Genomic DNA, 16,088 nt, shown 5'->3' on the forward strand with positions numbered 1-16,088 from the left:
CTTGCGATTTGGTGAGTAATGACTTGCTAGGTTTCGTGAAAGCTGGCGATTATGTCAGACAACGTCCTCGCTGCTAAGCCTGCCACAGCTTTTTCTCCTGCCGCCGGTTCGGCCCCAACGTTGTATTGATGCGCTTCGCGCCCTTGTGGAAGAATGCAAGCAACGATGAATTTCACAAGGTGACGTCCGTGATCGACGCTGACGGCTTTCGCCCCAACGTTGGCATCATCATCGCCAACGCAAGGGGGCAGCTGCTTTGGGCGCGTCGGGTAGGACAGAATGCGTGGCAGTTTCCCCAGGGAGGCATCAAGTCAACCGAAACACCGCAACAGGCGCTTTATCGAGAGCTGGAGGAGGAAATCGGCCTGACCGCCGATGACGTCGAACTGCTCGCCTGTACCCGGGGATGGCTGCGCTACCGTTTGCCGCGACGCATGGTGCGCATGAACTCGAGGCCGGTGTGTATCGGCCAGAAGCAGAAGTGGTTCCTGCTGCGGATTCGCTGTCAGGAGAGCCGTATCTGCATGGACGGCTCGGAGAAGCCCGAGTTCGATAACTGGCGCTGGGTCAGCTACTGGTATCCGCTGGGTCAGGTGGTGCCGTTCAAGCGCGAGGTGTATCGCCGCGCGCTGAGCGAGCTGTCGCCGCGGGCGCAGCGGCTGGCGCTGGAAGGGCGCTGAGCGGATAAGACCGCTGTTCGGTACGAGAGGGGCAACGCAGGGCCCCGTTAGTAAGTGCTGCCACCACTGGCGGTGCTTGGCCTTGACTCCTGAGCAGGCGAGGGACGACAACGATGGAAAGCAAGACGCCGATGCTCGAGGTGCTGCGCCGGGTCATTCAGGAGGTCAACGGGGCACGCAATCTCGATGCGGCGCTGGCGACCATGGTTCGCCGTATCCGCAAGGCCATGCGCACCGACGTGTGCTCCTTCTATCTCTTCGATGCCGAGGTCGAAGCGCTGGTGCTGATGGAAACCATCGGCCTGCACAGCCAGGCGGTGGGGCAGGTGACCCTGCGGGTGGGCGAGGGGCTGGTCGGCCTGGTGGCCGAGCGCGAGGAGCCGCTCAACCTGGAGGATGCACCGTCGCACCCGCGCTTCCGCTACTTCGAGGCCACCGGCGAAGAGCGCTACTCCAGTTTTCTCGGCGTGCCGATCATTCACCAGCGGCGCATGCTCGGCGTTCTCGTCGTACAGCAGAGTGAGAAGCGGCGTTACGATGAGGAGGATGAAGCCTTCCTCATCACCATGGGCGCGCAGTTGGCCGGTGTGCTGGCTCACGCTCTGGCTACGGGCAGTCTCAGCAAGCCCGCGCTGCCTGGCGGGCAGGCCATGTTCACCGGCGTTGCCGCCTCGCCCGGCATGGCCATCGGCGAGGTGGTGGTGGTGGCGCCGCTGGCCGACCTGGACAGCGTTCCCGACCTGATTCCCACCGACGTCGAGCACGAGATCGCGCGCCTCAAGGAGGCCATCGAGTGCGTGCGCGAGGAGATTCGCGCCGCGGGCGAGCGTCTGGCCAACCGTATCTCGGCCCAGGAGCTGGCCCTGTTCGAGGTCTACCAGCAGATGCTCAGCGAAGCCGCGCTCTCTCAGGAAGTGGAGAAGCGCATTCGCGAAGGGCAGTGGGCGCCGGGGGCGTTGGCCGACGTGGTGCGGCGTCACGTGCAGTACCTGGAGCGGGTCGACGACGACTACCTGCGCGAGCGGGCCGCCGACGTGCGCGACCTGGGCCGCCGGGTGCTGGCGCATCTGCAGGAGGAGACTCCCCAGACCCCCGCCAACTTCCCCGAGAGCACCATTCTGGTCGGCGACGAGATCAGCGTCGCCACGCTGGGCGAAGTGCCGCGGGAGCGGCTTGCCGGGCTGGTCTCGATGCGTGGTTCGAGCACCTCTCACGTGGCGATCGTGGCGCGGGCCATGGGCATTCCCACCGTGTCGGGCATGGTCGACCTGCCGTTGCCGCGACTCTCCGGTGCCGAGGTGGTCCTCGACGGGCACCGTGGGCGGCTCTTCGTGCGGCCTACCGATGAACTGAAGGCCCGCTACGGCAGCCTGATCGCAGAAGAAGCGGCGCTGACGGAAGTGCTGGAGCACGAGCAGGACCTGCCCAGCGAGACGCCCGACGGCCACGTGATGCCGCTGATGGTCAACACCGGCCTGGCCTTCGATACCGCGGTGTCGTTGAAGAAGCGCATCAGCGGCGTAGGTCTGTACCGCACCGAAGTGCCGTTCATGATCGCCGAGCGCTTTCCTGGCGAGCAGGAGCAGGCGCGTCTCTACCGCGATCAATTGGAAAGCTTTGCACCGCTGCCGGTGGTGATGCGCACGCTCGACATCGGTGGCGACAAGGACCTGCCTTACTTCCCTATCGAGGAAGCCAATCCCTTTCTCGGCTGGCGCGGCATCCGGGTCACGCTCGATCATCCTGAAGTGCTGATGGTACAGCTGCGCGCCATGCTGCGTGCCGCCCAGGGGCTCGACAATCTGCAGATTCTGCTGCCCATGGTGACCAACGTCGACGAAGTCGACGATGCGCTGCGCCTGCTGGACCGTGCCATTCGCGAGCTGGGCGAAGAGGGCGTGGTCTCGCCGCGGCCCCGGGTAGGCGTGATGCTGGAGGTCCCTGCCACGCTCTATCAGTTGGATGCCCTGGCCGAGCGGGTCGACTTCTTCTCCGTCGGCAGCAACGACCTGACCCAGTACCTGCTGGCGGTGGATCGCAACAACCCCCGGGTGGCGAGCCTCTACGACTCCTGCCATCCCGCCGTGCTGTGCGCCATGGCGCGGCTGGCCGAGGAGTCACGGCGGTTGAAGAAGCCGATCTCGGTGTGCGGCGAACTGGCCGGCGACCCGGCCGGCGCGCTGCTGCTGATGGGCATGGGCTTCGATTCCCTCTCCATGAACGCCCCCAGCCTGCCCCGGGTCAGAGCGGCCATTCGTCGGGTATCGATCGACGCCGCCAAGGCGCTGGTTCGGGAAACCCTGGCGCTCAATTCACCGGTGGCGGTTCGCAGTCATCTGTTCGGGCGTCTCAGCGAATGGCAGCTGGCGCACCTGCTGCCGCCACGGGACTGAGCGCGACTCATGTGTCTCATCGCTTTCGATTTTCGACCGCAGGCGCCGATATCGCTGCGCCTGGTGGCCAACCGCGACGAGTTCTACCAACGGCCGACGGCTGCACTGGCGGCGTGGCAGGATGCGCCCGACATCGTCGGCGGCCGCGATCTCGAGGCCGGCGGCAGCTGGCTGGCGGTGCATCGTCGCGGGCGATTCGCGGCGGTGACCAACGTGCGCGATCCTGCCCTCGCCGTGGCGCCCGGTGCGCCGAGCCGGGGACAGCTCGTGCGCGACGCACTGGAGTGCCCCGACCTCGCTGCCTGGCTGCTCAGGCTCGCCGGGGGCGAGGGTTGGCGCTATGCCGGCTTCAACCTGCTGGCGGGCGATGGTGAGCGCCTCTGGCATCTGCACCGCGGTCGGGACGAGCTGCTGCTCACCCAGGTCGCGCCCGGCATCCACGGCCTTTCCAATGCCACTCTCGATACGCCCTGGCCCAAGCTGATCGCCGCCCGACAAGGGCTGGCGACCGCGCAGCGTCGCCGCTGGCCGGAGGACGCGCTGGAAGCGTTTGGCCAGACACTGCCGGCCGACGATGGCCATCTGCCCGATACCGGCGTGGGGCTGGAGCTGGAGCGCCGGCTGTCGCCGCCTTTCATCGTCGGCGAGCAGTACGGCACCCGTGCCACTACCTGGCTGGAGTGGGACGCCGGCGCGGGCGCCGTGGTGCTGGAAGAGCGTCGCTTCGGCCCTGCTGGACAGCCCCAGGGGGTGACGCGGGAGCGAATTTCCTTGCAACTCAATTCGTTCCTGGCATCGCCATGACAGCCAGGACGTAGCGGCGTAAACTCACCCATCGGCATTCGGCATTCGGCATTCGGCATTCGGCACAGGGACGCAAGCCCGTGGTAGTACACAAGGACCGCTTATGGTCTTACCTGATATGGCCCCTGCTGTGGCCGCTGCTGCTGGCCCAGGCAGCCCTGGTGCTGCTGTGTCTGCTGGCAGGCGCCGTACTGTGGCTGGCTACCCCCGATCCTGCCGCTTGGACGGGTCCCGCCTGGCTGCTGCTGGCTCTGCTGGTCGGCACGACCCTCACCACCTCGGCCTTTCTCCTGCAATTGCGCCATCGCATTCGCGAATGTGAAGCTCAGGCCGAGAGCCGGCTCGAGCGCATCGAGCGTCTGCTGTTGGAAGCCGAACAGATGCTGCCGGGCTGGCTGGCACAGCCGGGACGGCTCGAGACCCATGACGACTCGATGATGGGACGCATGGAGCGCCTGCATGATGGCATGATCGAGCTGCAGTCGCGGCTCGAGCTGGTACCGAGCCCCGATGCGCTGCTGGCGAGCAGTCAGCGGCCGGCGCTGCTGCTCTACCAGGCGCGGATCGTCGGCGCCAACCTGGCCATGGAGCAGCTGCTGGGAGAAAGTCTGGCCAAGCTCAGGGGGCAGGATCCCGCGACTCGGCTGATCGAGCGAGGCGATGCGGGTGACAGGCTGGTCGAGGTGCAGGTGCTCGATGGCGAGGGGCGCTGGCGCTCCTTCCGGGCGGAGTGGCTGGAGGCCTCGCCCTATCAATTGCTGCTCTTCGAACGCGCCGGCATGCACGAATTCGGCAATCTGCTGGCGGCCCGCGAGCGGGCGAGGGAAGACTCGCGGCTGAAGTCCCACTACCTGACGCTGCTGCAGCGCGAGCTGGAGCCGCTGCTGAATGAGCTGGCCGAGAGCATGGAGCGTGGTGAGGCAGGCCCCGGAGATTCGTCGCGTTACGCCCACCTGCGCGAGCGTATCGCCGACATCCTGCTGCTGATCAACAGTCTGGCCGGAGAGCGGGGTGAGCTGCTGCCGCCCGCCGGCGCCGGCCAGGCAGCGGAGCCGCTGCGGGTGCTGGTGGTCGATGACGGGCCGGTCAACCGCATGCTGGCCAGCCAACTGCTCGAGACTCAGGGGCTCAGGGTCGACAGCGTCGCCAGTGGCCCGGAAGCCCTGTTGCAGCAGCAGCGTCTGTTCTACGACCTGGTGCTGATGGACATCTTCATGCCAGACATGGATGGCATCGAGGCAGCCCGACGCTGGCGCGAACAGGAGGCGCTCGCTCCCGAGGCCGGTCGCAGCATTCTGGTGGCGCTCACCGCCAATGCCACCGACAGCGACCGCCAGCGCTTCGTCGAAGCGGGCATGGACGACTACCTGGCCAAACCCTATGGCCCGCGTGAGCTCATCGACCTGCTTCGGCAGTGGCGGCCGGACGCCTTCCAAGATACCGCAGCGACATGACCGTGTTGCGTTCATCTTTTCATCTTTCATCTTTCATCTGTCATCGACGGTGGCCCCGTCATCATGCCGGCCCCGGTCTGTGCTTTCGGCCCGCTGGCTGTCGTAAGGCTCCGTTTCCCGTTTCGAGGTGTACATGAACTATCCCGATATCGATCCTGTCGCCATCTCGCTCGGCCCCTTTCAGGTGCACTGGTATGGCCTGATGTACGTGATCGGCTTCGTCGGTGCCTGGTGGTTGGGGCGCCTGCGGGCCCATCGCTACGGCCTTACCCATGACGATATCGGCGATCTGCTGTTCTATCTCGCCATCGGCGTGGTGGCCGGCGGCCGCCTCGGCTATGCGCTGTTCTACGGCATGGGCCAGTGGGCCGCCGACCCGCTATGGGTGTTCCGTGTCTGGGACGGCGGCATGAGCTTCCACGGTGGCTTGATCGGCGTGCTGCTGGCCGCGCTCTGGTTCGCCCGCAAGAAGCGCATGGCCTTCTTCAGCCTCACCGACTTCTTCGCACCCATGGTGCCGATCGGCCTGGGTGCCGGGCGCATCGGCAACTTCATCAACCGCGAATTGCCCGGTCGGGTCACCGAGATGCCCTGGGGCATGCCGTTCCCCGGCATGGGGCCGGAGCCGCGGCACCCCACCGCGCTCTATGAGGCCTTTCTCGAAGGCCTGGTGATGTTCGTCATCCTGTGGTGGGTGTCGGCCCAGCCGCGTCGGCGCGGTCTGGTTTCCGGTCTGTTCCTGCTGCTCTACGGGGTGTTCCGCTTCGGCGTGGAGTTCTACCGTCTGCCGGATGCCCACATCGGCTACCTGGCCTTCGGCTGGTTCACCATGGGCATGCTGCTGACCCTGCCGATGATTCTCTTCGGTATCCTGCTCATCGCCTGGTCGCGGCGTCAGCCGCTGGTGGGCGACAAGGCGATGCAGTGAAGCTCGACGACAGCGGGGCAATGAAACTCGACGCCAGCGGGGCAGTGAAACTCGACGACAGCTACGCAGTGATACTCGTCGAGAGTAGGAGTGCGTGAGCGGAGGCGGTAGACTCTCTGGTCAATCGATCGACTGCCAATCGACCATCTTATATATAGAGCCTTGCCAAGATGCCTGACCACAACGCCCAGCTCGGGCGGCCCGCCACCGAACGGGCCGCTCTCCAATCGCAACCCGAACAGTCCGCTCTCGAGCAGCCGTATCTGGATCTGATGCGGCAGGTGCTGGAGCAGGGCGTGGAGCGCGGCGATCGCACCGGGGTCGGCACGCGCTCGCTGTTCGGCCACCAGATGCGCTTCGATCTCTCCCGCGGCTTTCCGCTGCTGACTACCAAGAAGCTGCACCTGCGCTCGATCGTCCACGAGCTGCTGTGGTTCCTGCGCGGCGATACCAACATCGCCTATCTCAAGGAGAACGGGGTCAGCATCTGGGACGAGTGGGCCGACGCCAACGGCGATCTCGGCCCCGTCTACGGCTATCAGTGGCGCAGCTGGCCCGACCCCCGCGGCGGCCACGTGGATCAGATCGCCAAGCTGCTCGAGCAGCTGCGTACCAATCCCGGCTCGCGGCGGCTGATCGTCTCGGCCTGGAACCCGGCGCTGGTCGATGAGATGGCGCTGCCTCCGTGCCACTGCCTGTTCCAGTTCTACGTGGCGGAAGGGCGGCTCTCCTGCCAGCTCTACCAGCGCAGCGCCGATATCTTTCTCGGGGTGCCGTTCAACATCGCCAGCTATGCGCTGCTGACCATGATGATCGCCCAGGTGGCCGGCCTCGAGCCCGGCGACTTCGTCCATACCCTGGGCGACGCGCACCTCTACCTCAACCACCTGGAGCAGGCCGAGCTGCAGCTCTCGCGTACCCCGCGTGCGGCGCCCCGGCTGGTGCTCGATCCCGGCGTCGACGATCTGTTCGCGTTCCGCTTCGAGCATATCGCCATCGAAGGCTACGACCCCCATCCCCATATCAAGGCCGAGGTGGCAGTATGACCGACGAGACCCTGGTGCCGGTGGCGATGATCGCCGCGGTGTCGCGCAACGGCGTGATCGGCGTCGACAACAAGCTGCCCTGGCATCTGCCCGAGGATCTCAAGTTCTTCAAGCGCATGACCCAGGCCAAGCCGCTGATCATGGGGCGCAAGACCTTCGCCTCCATCGGTCGGCCGCTGCCGGGGCGGCTCAACATCGTGGTGACCCGCGATAAAAACTTTCGCCACGATGGCGTGCGGGTCTGCCACGATCTCGAATCGGCGCTGTTCCTGGCCGACCAGCAGGCCACCATCGATGCCAGCGAGGAGATCATGGTGATGGGGGGCGGCGAGATCTATGCCCAGGCGCTGCCCCATGCCAGCCGCATCTACCTCACCGAGGTGGATGTCGAGGTGGAGGGCGATGCCCGCTTTCCCGAGCTGGACGAGAGTGAATGGCAGGAGGTGCAGCGGGTACCGGGCTCGCCCAACCCGGGCCAGCCGAGCTACAGTTTCGTGCAGTACCAACGCCGCTGAACTGCACGTTGTCAGCGCCTCGCTTGTGGCACACACTAGGCTGAGGCATGGAGCTGCCCCGTTCTCGCCACCCCGTTCGATCGTCGTGTCGTCAACGTGAGCCCGCCAGGAGGATGCCGGTTTGATCGAAGAGCGTTCACGTCAACTGTTCGATGTCTTGGAGACCTGTGCCGACACGGCGCTCCATGAGCTGCGCAGCTATCGCGCAAGAATCCAGGAGCTGGAGTCCCGTCTCGCCGAATCCGAGGTGCGGCAGCAGGAGCTGGAAGCGGCGCGCCTGGAGCTGATGGAAGAGAACCGCGAACTGGACGAGCAGAATCGCGAGCTCGAAGAGGACAATGCCCGTCTGCGCGAACGACTGCGCAAGGGCGAGCCGACCCCGGCGTTTCCCGGCCCCGCGCGGCGCGCCCAAGGCCTGGCGGCGCTGATCGGCCAGCGACCGCGGGCGGAAGCCGCACAGCAGAGCGAGCCCGCCGAAGCCGAGCAAGAAGCGGCTGGGAAAACAGAAGCGGCAGGGAAAGCAGAAGCGGCAAGCAAACCGTTGAACCCTTTCGCTCCCGCAGGTGGTGTATCCGCTGCGCCGACCGCTCCGACATATGCCTCTTTCAAGGTGGCTCCGGCTCAGAAAGCGTTGGCCGAGCGTCAGGGCCAGCTTGCCATCGAGCAGGCGCCCTCCGCCGATGCCCTGCTGAAGCAGTGGTACCAGCGCTATCCCCACACCTTCTTCAAGGGGCATACACGGCCGCTCAAGGTCGGCATTCACCACGACCTCGCTGCACGCGAGCCCTGGCCCGAAAAGCTGGTGCGCCGCGCGCTGGCCGGCTACGTCAATCTGCCGCGCTACCTGAAGGCGGTGCGTGAAGGCGCCGAGCGTATCGACCTCGACGGTGCGCCTGCCGGTGACGTCGATGCCCAGGCCGCCGAACATGCCAAGCGCAAGCTGGAGCGGTTGCAGAGCGAACGGCTCGAGCGCAGCCGTCCGGCAGGTGCCGCCCCGAAGCGGGGCAGTGGCAAGGCGAACTCCGGCCGCAGCCGCGCCGTTGCAACAGGCGCCCAGCCGGCCGACAAGGCCGCCCGTCAGTCTCATGAGAATGCCCCACCCAAGGCCGCCAGCCCCGCATCGGGAGCAGCCGATCCCATCGCCGCAACGGCGGACCCCGAGGAGCGCATGGAGGCCAAGCTTTCGGCATTGCTGGCCAAGCACGGCAGCAGCCGCAAGGGGAGTTGAAGCCGGCCCAGCCGAAGCGTAGAAAGTCCGTCGCTTGTCAGCGCTGTATCAGCGAGGCATGATGTGCGGGCTCATCGCTGCCAGGCAGATCGACTGCCATGCCTGCAGCACGCGGTTCAGGGAGCGGGAGCGCCCAGGACCGCAAAAGCAGGGCAAAGTTCCGTCGGGGAGGCGGGCATCATAGGAAAACAGTGTTTTTTCTTATTGCGTTCCGATTTTTCCCGGTATAGAGTTCTACCTGCGAGCATTGGACTATAACAAGGCTTCGCTGCGGTCATGACCGGCCCCCGGCCCTTCCTGGGAAGGAACCGAGCCAAGCACGGCGGGACCCATGCCCGGCAAGCTACCTGCACCGATCACCGATCCGTGCAGTAACGATCGAAACAGTAAGCTAGTGAAAGGAACTATCGCGATGAAAAAGACACTGTTAGCGACTGCCATTGCCGGCGCCCTGGGCGTCACCGCTGCCGCTCAGGCCGCAACCGTTTACGACCAGGACGGCACTCGTCTGGATATTAACGGCCGTATTGCTATGGGTATCTCCGGTGGCGGTCACCAGGATGTCCAGCCGGGCGAAAACAAAGCTGGCGGCACTGAGTTCCGTGACGTCTACTCCCGTCTCGGCATTTCCATGAGCCACCAGATCGATCCCGCTCTGCGCGCCTTCGGTCGCGTCGAGTGGCGCTTCAAGGGCGACGAGCGTGACCAGTCCGGCGGCTTCGCCGAAGTGCGTCACAGCTTCATCGGTCTGGAAAGCACTCAGTTCGGTACCGTGATGGCGGGTAACTTCGACAGCTTCTACAGCAGCCGCGTCATGTCTCCGTTCGATGTCTACATCGATCGCGGTTACGAGTTCGCTGCTGGTGAGGGCAGTGACCTGCAGGCTCGCGGTGACTCCATCGGCTACATCACCCCGAATCTGCAAGGCTTCCAGGCCTTCCTGATGGCCAAGCACTACACCGGTAACGGCCTGCCCGAGACTGGCGAAGATCGTTCTTCCGTGCTCAACGTCCAAGGTGGCGTGACGTATCAGTGGGAAGGTCTGCGTCTGGCCGCCGGTTTCGTCCAGGATCGTGACGATAATGCTCTGAGCGCTCGCGGAACTCGCCATCGTTACGACAACCGTGATTTGCGCGGTGTCGACGAGAACATCTACGGTGCTACCGTTTCCTACGCCTTCAACGATCAGTTCTCTGCTCGTCTGGGTTACGAAACTCAGGACACCAACGACTCTGCCATCGACGCTGGTGGCGCGGTTGAAGACTACTCCGGTTTCAGCACTTGGGGTCTGGGTGCTACCTACTCTCTGGGGCAACTGGCCTTCAACGCCGACGTTTACCGCGTTCGTCCGGACAACGAAGAGAACCGCACTGCTTGGGCCCTGGGTAGCTACTACAAGCTGTCAAACAACTTCGACGTCTTCGCCGAGCTGCATCGCGCCGATCAGGGTGACATCACTGTCAGCACTGCCGATGGCGTATCTGTAGACGAGAACAGCGACAACCTGTTCTGGCTGCTTGGCGCTCGCTACCACTTCTAATCGTTCTGCCTTACGGCAAGCGATCGATAGAAGACACGTCGATTCGTCGACGACGAAACCGGCCCTTCGGGGCCGGTTTTTTTTCGACTGTGGTCTCGTCTGCCGGCCAGGCCGTGCTGGATATGGGCTGCCGATGACGCTTTTCTGATAGACTGGCTCGCCTTATCGTTCCCGATCACTTGAGGAATGACCTTGGAGCTTATCTGGTTGGCCTACGTGGCCTTGGGTGCGGTGGTCGGTATCATGGCCGGCCTGTTGGGCGTTGGCGGCGGCGGCATCATGGTGCCGATACTGACCGCGCTGTTCCTCGCCCAGGGCGTGCCCCTCGAGCACCTGGCTCATCTGGCGCTGGGTACCTCGATGGCCGCCATCATTCCCGCTTCCACGGCGAGCCTGCTCTCTCACCGGCGCCACGGTGCCGTGCGCTGGGAGACCGTGCGCTACCTGACCCCCGGCATTCTGGTGGGCACCTTCCTGGCCACCTTCATTGCCGCCTTGCTGCCGACCCGGGGCCTGGCGATCTTCTTCGCCTGCTTCATGATCCTGATGTCGCTGCAGATGCTGGCCAACATCAAGCCCAAGCCGACGCGTAACCTTCCAGGGGCAGTCGGCCTCGGCGGTGCAGGGCTGGGGATCGGCGGCATCTCGGCGCTGGTGGCCATTGGCGGCGGCTCGCTGACCGTGCCGTTCCTGACCTGGTGCAACGTCAAGCTGCCCCAGGCCATCGGCACTTCTGCCGCCGTCGGCCTGCCCATCGCCCTGGCCGGCGCCCTGGGCTACGTGATCAACGGCTGGGGTACCCCCGGCCTGCCTGGCGCCGCGCTGGGTTTCGTCTACCTGCCCGCACTGCTGTTGATGGCTCCCTTCAGCATGCTGATGGCGCCGGTGGGGGCCAGACTGGCGCATCGCCTGCCGGTGACGATACTCAAGCGGATTTTCGCGGTCATGATGATGGGGCTGGCGCTGCAGATGGTATATACCGTGTTCACTGCCTGATACCTTTGCTTTCGTTCCATGAAGCTCTTGATACAGATCAACGGAAGTAACGTTTTGTCGCCAAGCGGGGCGGCGCGGTGGGACAAGCGCAACGCAGCAGGCCAGAATCGAAGTCTCCCAGTGCGATCCACCGTGAGACCGAGGTAAGGAGTGCGCTCATGAAACCCCGGCCCGCCCAGCGGCCACGCTCCGCCGTGCCCCGCTGCGAGCGCTGTACGCTGCATGCCCGCTGCCTGCCGCTCGGGCTCGAGTTCGATGCCCTGCAGTCCTTCGATGACATCATCCGGCTGCCGCAGGCGCTCAAGCGCGGCCAGGCGCTGATGCGCCAAGGCGCACCCTTCACCAGTCTCTATGTGGTGCGCTCCGGCAGCCTCAAGCAAACGGTAGCGCAGCCCGAGCAGCGCGCTCAGGTCACCCACTTCTATCTGCCCGGGGAGATCGTCGGGTTGGATGCCATCGGTGAGGAGGAGTGCCACGGCAGCGTGGTGGCGCTGGAGAGCGCCTTCGTCTGCGAGCTGCCGTTCACGCGACTGGAAGTTCTCGCCGAGCGGCTGCCGGAGCTGCGCGGGCGGCTCTATCGCTGCATGAGCCGCGAGCTGCGCCGCGACCAGCGCATGATGTGCCTGCTCTCGGGGCGTACCGCCGACCAGCGCCTGGCGAGTTTCCTGCTGGGGCTTTCCGAGCGCTTCAGTTCCCGGGGTTTGTCGCCCTATCGTTTCTTTCTCTCCATGTCGCGCTCGGACATCGGCAGCTACCTGGGCCTGGCGCTGGAGACCGTCAGCCGGGTGCTGGCACGCTTTCAGGAGCAGGGAGCCATTGCCGTGGCCGGTCGCGAACTCACCATCAGCGACATCGAGGCGCTCGAAGCGCTGGCGGCAGAAAGCACAGGCGCCACCAGGGCGGCCCGACTCTTCGATTAAACCTTCCCTTTTGCCTGCCGATATCCAATGCTGACAGAGCCCCTTTGCAGGAAGGCCGCCTCGCTTTTGGCTGTCCAGAGGAGTGCGCCCACGCATGTCTTACAAGACGCTGGATATTGCCAGGAGTGCCACGCTCCATATGGCGGCCGCCGTGTTCATCCTGATGGGCGGCACGGGGTTGCTGACCTACTGGCTGGACATCGTTTACCCACTGCGTGGCGTACTGCTGCCCGACAATGCACTGGCGGTGCTGATGGTGGGCTGCGGTCTGCTGGCACTCATGCTGCGCTGGTCGTTGCTGCGCCGCTTCAGTGCTTTCATCCTGCTTGCTCACGTCACTTACCTGTTGGTGCACAACACCTTGGCAGGCGGCCGCGAGGTGGGGGTGTCGTGGCTGACGGGCGATGTGCGCATGGGCTCTCTGGCGTCGGCCATGCTGTTGCTGGTGGCGCTCTGTCTGTTGCTTGGTGTGGGCCGGCGCTTCTCGCGCGGGCTGTGGGCCGGCGTGGGTATCCTGTTACTGAGTAGTAGCCTGCTGGCATTGCTCCGGCTGTTCCTGCCGGGTGGTGAGATAGCCTGGACGCTGAACAACGCCTCTTCACCTCTGCTGGGAACCGTTCTGGCTCTGCTGCTGGGCATATCGATGCTGTGCATGGTAGCGAGCGTCGAGCGTCCGCAGCCGCGTCTGGGCCGGCTGGCGCTGGCCTGTGGTCTCTTCGGGGTCTTGCTGAGCTGTACGGTCTGGTACCTGTTGAACTGGCAGTACCAGGAGAACAAGCGGCTGCAAGCCGGCCACCTGTTGGACAACCTGCAATACAACGCCGAACAGGTCATGGCCGCGCAGCTTCTCCTGGCGAAATACATGGCCGAGCGCCTGGACGGCCCGGCTGTGCGGCACGACGAGGCGATGCGCGAGTACCTTGTAGAGCGTTACTTGAGCGATGCTCCCGGCATGCAGGCTGTCGGCTTGTGGGATCGGGGGGAGTGGAGATGGCTGAACGCTCGCCATGCAGCAGCAGGGCAGTGGCTGGAGGCGCAGCCGAATGAGCCCGGGGTCGAGGCATGGCTGCAGCTCGACGCCACCCAGCCACGTCTGCTGGCCACCGGCCCGGAGCAGAGCGGTAGAGTGCTGACGGCGGTACCGCTGGCGTCGACGCAGCAGTTGCTGGGCAGCATGGATCTGGCGGTGCTGTTCGAAGAGGCGCTGCGTGTCCAGTTGGGGACCTACAAGCTGCGCGTGCTGCGCGAGGGAACCCTGCTGCTCGACATGCGGGTACCCGGACGTACGCCGAGTGAGTTGAGCTACCCGCTCATGGCCCAGCGCACCATCGAGCTGCCCGGCGGCGTCGAGCTGACGCTGGAGCTCTATCCCGACTCGGTCAGCGACATGCTCGAGGCCGGGTTGATACCCGGCGGAGTCGCTCTCGCCGGACTCCTGCTCAGCTATCTCATGGCATTCAGTCTGGGACTGGCTCATCAGCGAAATAGGGATCGGCGCTCGCTATGGGAGAGCGAGCAGCGCTACCGCTCCCTCTTCGCCTATAACCCGGATGGGGTGTTCTCCGTCGATCCCAAGGGCATCATCGCTACCGCCAACCCGACCTTTGCCGCCATCACCGGCCTGCCCGTGGAGCGGGTCGTCGGCATGCATTTTTCCCAGCTCAGCCCACCCGGCGAGCGCGAGCGCATTCAGCAGAGTATCGACGAGGCGTTGAAGGGTAACGCGCTGCGCCATGAGGTCACCATCCTCGACCAGGCCGGTGAGACGCGAATGCTCTATGTGACTCTTCTGCCGATCCTGGTGGAGGGCGTTGCCCAGGGGGTCTTCGGCATTGCCAAGGACGTGACCGAACAGCACCGCAACGAGACCCGCCTGCGCGTGCTGGAACGCAGCGTCCAGGCCAGCATCAACGGCATCGTGATTACCGATGCCAGCCAGCACGATCTTCCCATCAGCTACGTGAACGAGGCCTTTCTGGCCCTGACCGGCTACCGGGAGGAGGAGGTGCTGGGCCGCAACTGTCGCATGCTGCAGGGAGTGGAAACCGAACCCGATGCGGTGGCATGGCTGCGCCGCTGCGTGGTCGAACGACGCGATTGCCACGTCACGCTGCTCAACTATCGCAAGGATGGCAGCACCTTCTGGAACGCGCTCTACGTGTCGCCGGTGCTCGATGGAGACGGTGGTGTAACGCACTTCGTCGGCGAACTGCGAGATGTGTCCGAACGTCATGCCTACGAGGAGCGTCTCGCTCACAGTGCCAGTCACGATGCCTTGACCGGCCTGGCCAACCGCTCGCTGCTGGAGGAGCGGCTGAATGTCTCCTTCGCCATGGCGCAGCGCCAGGGCCGCAACCTGGCCGTGCTTTTCGTCGACCTGGACGACTTCAAGCCGATCAACGACAGCCTGGGCCATGCCATCGGCGACCAGGTACTGATCGAGGTGGCCGGCCGACTCTGCGCTGCCATGGGGCCTGGCGATACCGTGGGGCGCCTGGGTGGGGACGAGTTCGTGGTGCTGATGCCGGGCGCCACCTTGCAAGAGCAGGCAGACATGGCGGAGAGCCTGCTGCGGCTCGTGGCTCTGCCGTACGGCATCGAGCATCACGAGCTTCATCTGTCGGCCAGTATCGGCATTGCCATCAGTGACGAGACCACCGTTCAACCCATGGAGCTGATTCAGCAGGCGGACATGGCGATGTACCTGGCCAAGCAGCAGGGGCGTAACGCTTACCAGTGGTTCACCCGTGACATCACCTTGCGTGTCAACGAGCGTCTCGCCTTGCGCAACGAACTTCAGGATGCCATCGACGGCAATCGGCTCGAGCTCCACTACCAGCCGCTATGCGACCAGGCCGGCGAGATCGTCTGTGTGGAAGCGCTGCTGCGCTGGCCTCACCCCGACCGAGGCTTCGTGTCACCGGCGGAATTCATCCCCTTGGCCGAGAAGACCGGCCAGATCATGGCGATCGGTCGCTGGGTACTCGAGCGTGCCTGCCTCGACATGGAGTGGCTGGGTGCGCGAGGCTACGGTGAGTTCAAGGTGGCGGTCAACCTTTCACCGATGCAGTTTCACCGAGCCGGTTTTCTGGAAGCGCTCAGGGAGATATTGGCTGCGACCGCGCTTCCGGCCAGCCGGCTGGAGCTGGAGCTGACCGAAGGCGTGCTGTTGAAGGATGCGGGAGATGCGGTCGACATCCTTCATGCGCTGCGTGACATGGGGGTCGATGTCTCCATCGACGACTTCGGTACCGGCTTCTCCAGCTTGAACTACCTGAAGCATCTTCCCATCAGCAAGATCAAGATCGACCGTAGCTTCATCAAGGAAGTGACCGAGAACCTGGACGATGCATCCATCGTCCAGGCCATCGTCTCCATGGCCCACCATCTGGGGCTGACCGTGGTCGCCGAGGGCGTCGAAACCGAGCAGCAGCTCGGCCTGTTGAAACGCTACGGCTGCCAGCTCTTCCAGGGCTTCCTGCTGGCACGCCCCATGCCCCGCGAGCGGCTCGAGCAGGCGCTGAAAGCCGGCAGTCTGCTCTTCTCCGAGGAAGAGGGTCGCCACTGACATGAACGTTCGTACC

General features: G+C 64.8%; 12 protein-coding genes. All 12 read left to right on the forward strand.

Annotated features, from left to right (window positions below):
- The first annotated feature begins 188 nt into the window (after positions 1-188).
- The 12 genes from B8115_RS07795 to B8115_RS07850 all read left to right on the forward strand — a co-directional run bounded on the left by B8115_RS07795 (position 189) and on the right by B8115_RS07850 (position 16,072).
- On the forward strand, positions 189-680 hold the full coding sequence (locus B8115_RS07795; protein ID WP_026037963.1) for an RNA pyrophosphohydrolase: 492 nt from the start codon (positions 189-191) through the stop codon (positions 678-680).
- Between the two features lie 131 nt (positions 681-811).
- Positions 812-3,073: a phosphoenolpyruvate--protein phosphotransferase gene (gene ptsP / locus B8115_RS07800; RefSeq protein WP_026037964.1), complete on the forward strand. Its 2,262-nt coding sequence runs from the start codon at positions 812-814 to the stop codon at positions 3,071-3,073.
- A gap of 9 nt (positions 3,074-3,082) precedes the next feature.
- On the forward strand, positions 3,083-3,877 hold the full coding sequence (locus B8115_RS07805) for an NRDE family protein (RefSeq protein WP_010627222.1): 795 nt from the start codon (positions 3,083-3,085) through the stop codon (positions 3,875-3,877).
- 80 nt (positions 3,878-3,957) lie between these two features.
- Positions 3,958-5,331 carry a response regulator gene (locus B8115_RS07810; protein WP_010627223.1) on the forward strand — a complete coding sequence of 458 codons (1,374 nt, stop codon included), beginning with the start codon at positions 3,958-3,960 and terminating at the stop codon, positions 5,329-5,331.
- Positions 5,332-5,464: 133 nt separating this feature from the next.
- Positions 5,465-6,259: a prolipoprotein diacylglyceryl transferase gene (lgt, locus tag B8115_RS07815; protein WP_010627224.1), complete on the forward strand. Its 795-nt coding sequence runs from the start codon at positions 5,465-5,467 to the stop codon at positions 6,257-6,259.
- Positions 6,260-6,531: 272 nt separating this feature from the next.
- Entirely contained in the window at positions 6,532-7,305 is a 774-nt protein-coding gene (locus tag B8115_RS07820; protein WP_035590484.1) for a thymidylate synthase, read from the forward strand.
- Complete coding sequence (locus B8115_RS07825; RefSeq protein WP_010627226.1) at positions 7,302-7,820, forward strand: dihydrofolate reductase; 519 nt, start codon at positions 7,302-7,304, stop codon at positions 7,818-7,820. Before B8115_RS07820 ends, B8115_RS07825 begins: the two co-directional genes overlap by 4 nt.
- 121 nt (positions 7,821-7,941) lie before the next feature.
- The gene (locus B8115_RS07830) at positions 7,942-9,048 is read left to right on the forward strand and encodes a ProQ/FINO family protein (RefSeq protein WP_010627227.1); all 1,107 of its coding nucleotides are present in this window, start codon (positions 7,942-7,944) and stop codon (positions 9,046-9,048) included.
- A gap of 412 nt (positions 9,049-9,460) precedes the next feature.
- On the forward strand, positions 9,461-10,588 hold the full coding sequence (locus B8115_RS07835) for a porin (RefSeq protein ID WP_010627228.1): 1,128 nt from the start codon (positions 9,461-9,463) through the stop codon (positions 10,586-10,588).
- Positions 10,589-10,774: 186 nt separating this feature from the next.
- Positions 10,775-11,584: a sulfite exporter TauE/SafE family protein gene (locus B8115_RS07840; protein WP_010627229.1), complete on the forward strand. Its 810-nt coding sequence runs from the start codon at positions 10,775-10,777 to the stop codon at positions 11,582-11,584.
- Between the two features lie 158 nt (positions 11,585-11,742).
- Positions 11,743-12,504: a fumarate/nitrate reduction transcriptional regulator Fnr gene (gene fnr, locus B8115_RS07845; protein WP_010627230.1), complete on the forward strand. Its 762-nt coding sequence runs from the start codon at positions 11,743-11,745 to the stop codon at positions 12,502-12,504.
- Between the two features lie 94 nt (positions 12,505-12,598).
- Positions 12,599-16,072 carry a bifunctional diguanylate cyclase/phosphodiesterase gene (locus B8115_RS07850; RefSeq protein WP_010627231.1) on the forward strand — a complete coding sequence of 1,158 codons (3,474 nt, stop codon included), beginning with the start codon at positions 12,599-12,601 and terminating at the stop codon, positions 16,070-16,072.
- Positions 16,073-16,088 lie beyond the last annotated feature (16 nt).

This window comes from Halomonas sp. KM-1 (genome assembly GCF_000246875.1).
Taxonomy (GTDB): Bacteria; Pseudomonadota; Gammaproteobacteria; order Pseudomonadales; family Halomonadaceae; genus Halomonas; species Halomonas aerodenitrificans.

Bases quoted from the DNA above. Each gene is read 5' to 3' on its own strand.
- ptsP (WP_026037964.1), top strand. From the start codon at position 812: ATGCTCGAGGTGCTGCGCCGGGTCATTCAGGAGGTCAACGGGGCACGC.
- B8115_RS07805 (WP_010627222.1), top strand. From the start codon at position 3,083: ATGTGTCTCATCGCTTTCGATTTTCGACCGCAGGCGCCGATATCGCTG.
- lgt (WP_010627224.1), top strand. From the start codon at position 5,465: ATGAACTATCCCGATATCGATCCTGTCGCCATCTCGCTCGGCCCCTTT.
- B8115_RS07820 (WP_035590484.1), top strand. From the start codon at position 6,532: ATGCGGCAGGTGCTGGAGCAGGGCGTGGAGCGCGGCGATCGCACCGGG.
- B8115_RS07825 (WP_010627226.1), top strand. From the start codon at position 7,302: ATGACCGACGAGACCCTGGTGCCGGTGGCGATGATCGCCGCGGTGTCG.
- B8115_RS07835 (WP_010627228.1), top strand. From the start codon at position 9,461: ATGAAAAAGACACTGTTAGCGACTGCCATTGCCGGCGCCCTGGGCGTC.
- B8115_RS07840 (WP_010627229.1), top strand. From the start codon at position 10,775: ATGACCTTGGAGCTTATCTGGTTGGCCTACGTGGCCTTGGGTGCGGTG.
- fnr (WP_010627230.1), top strand. From the start codon at position 11,743: ATGAAACCCCGGCCCGCCCAGCGGCCACGCTCCGCCGTGCCCCGCTGC.
- B8115_RS07850 (WP_010627231.1), top strand. From the start codon at position 12,599: ATGTCTTACAAGACGCTGGATATTGCCAGGAGTGCCACGCTCCATATG.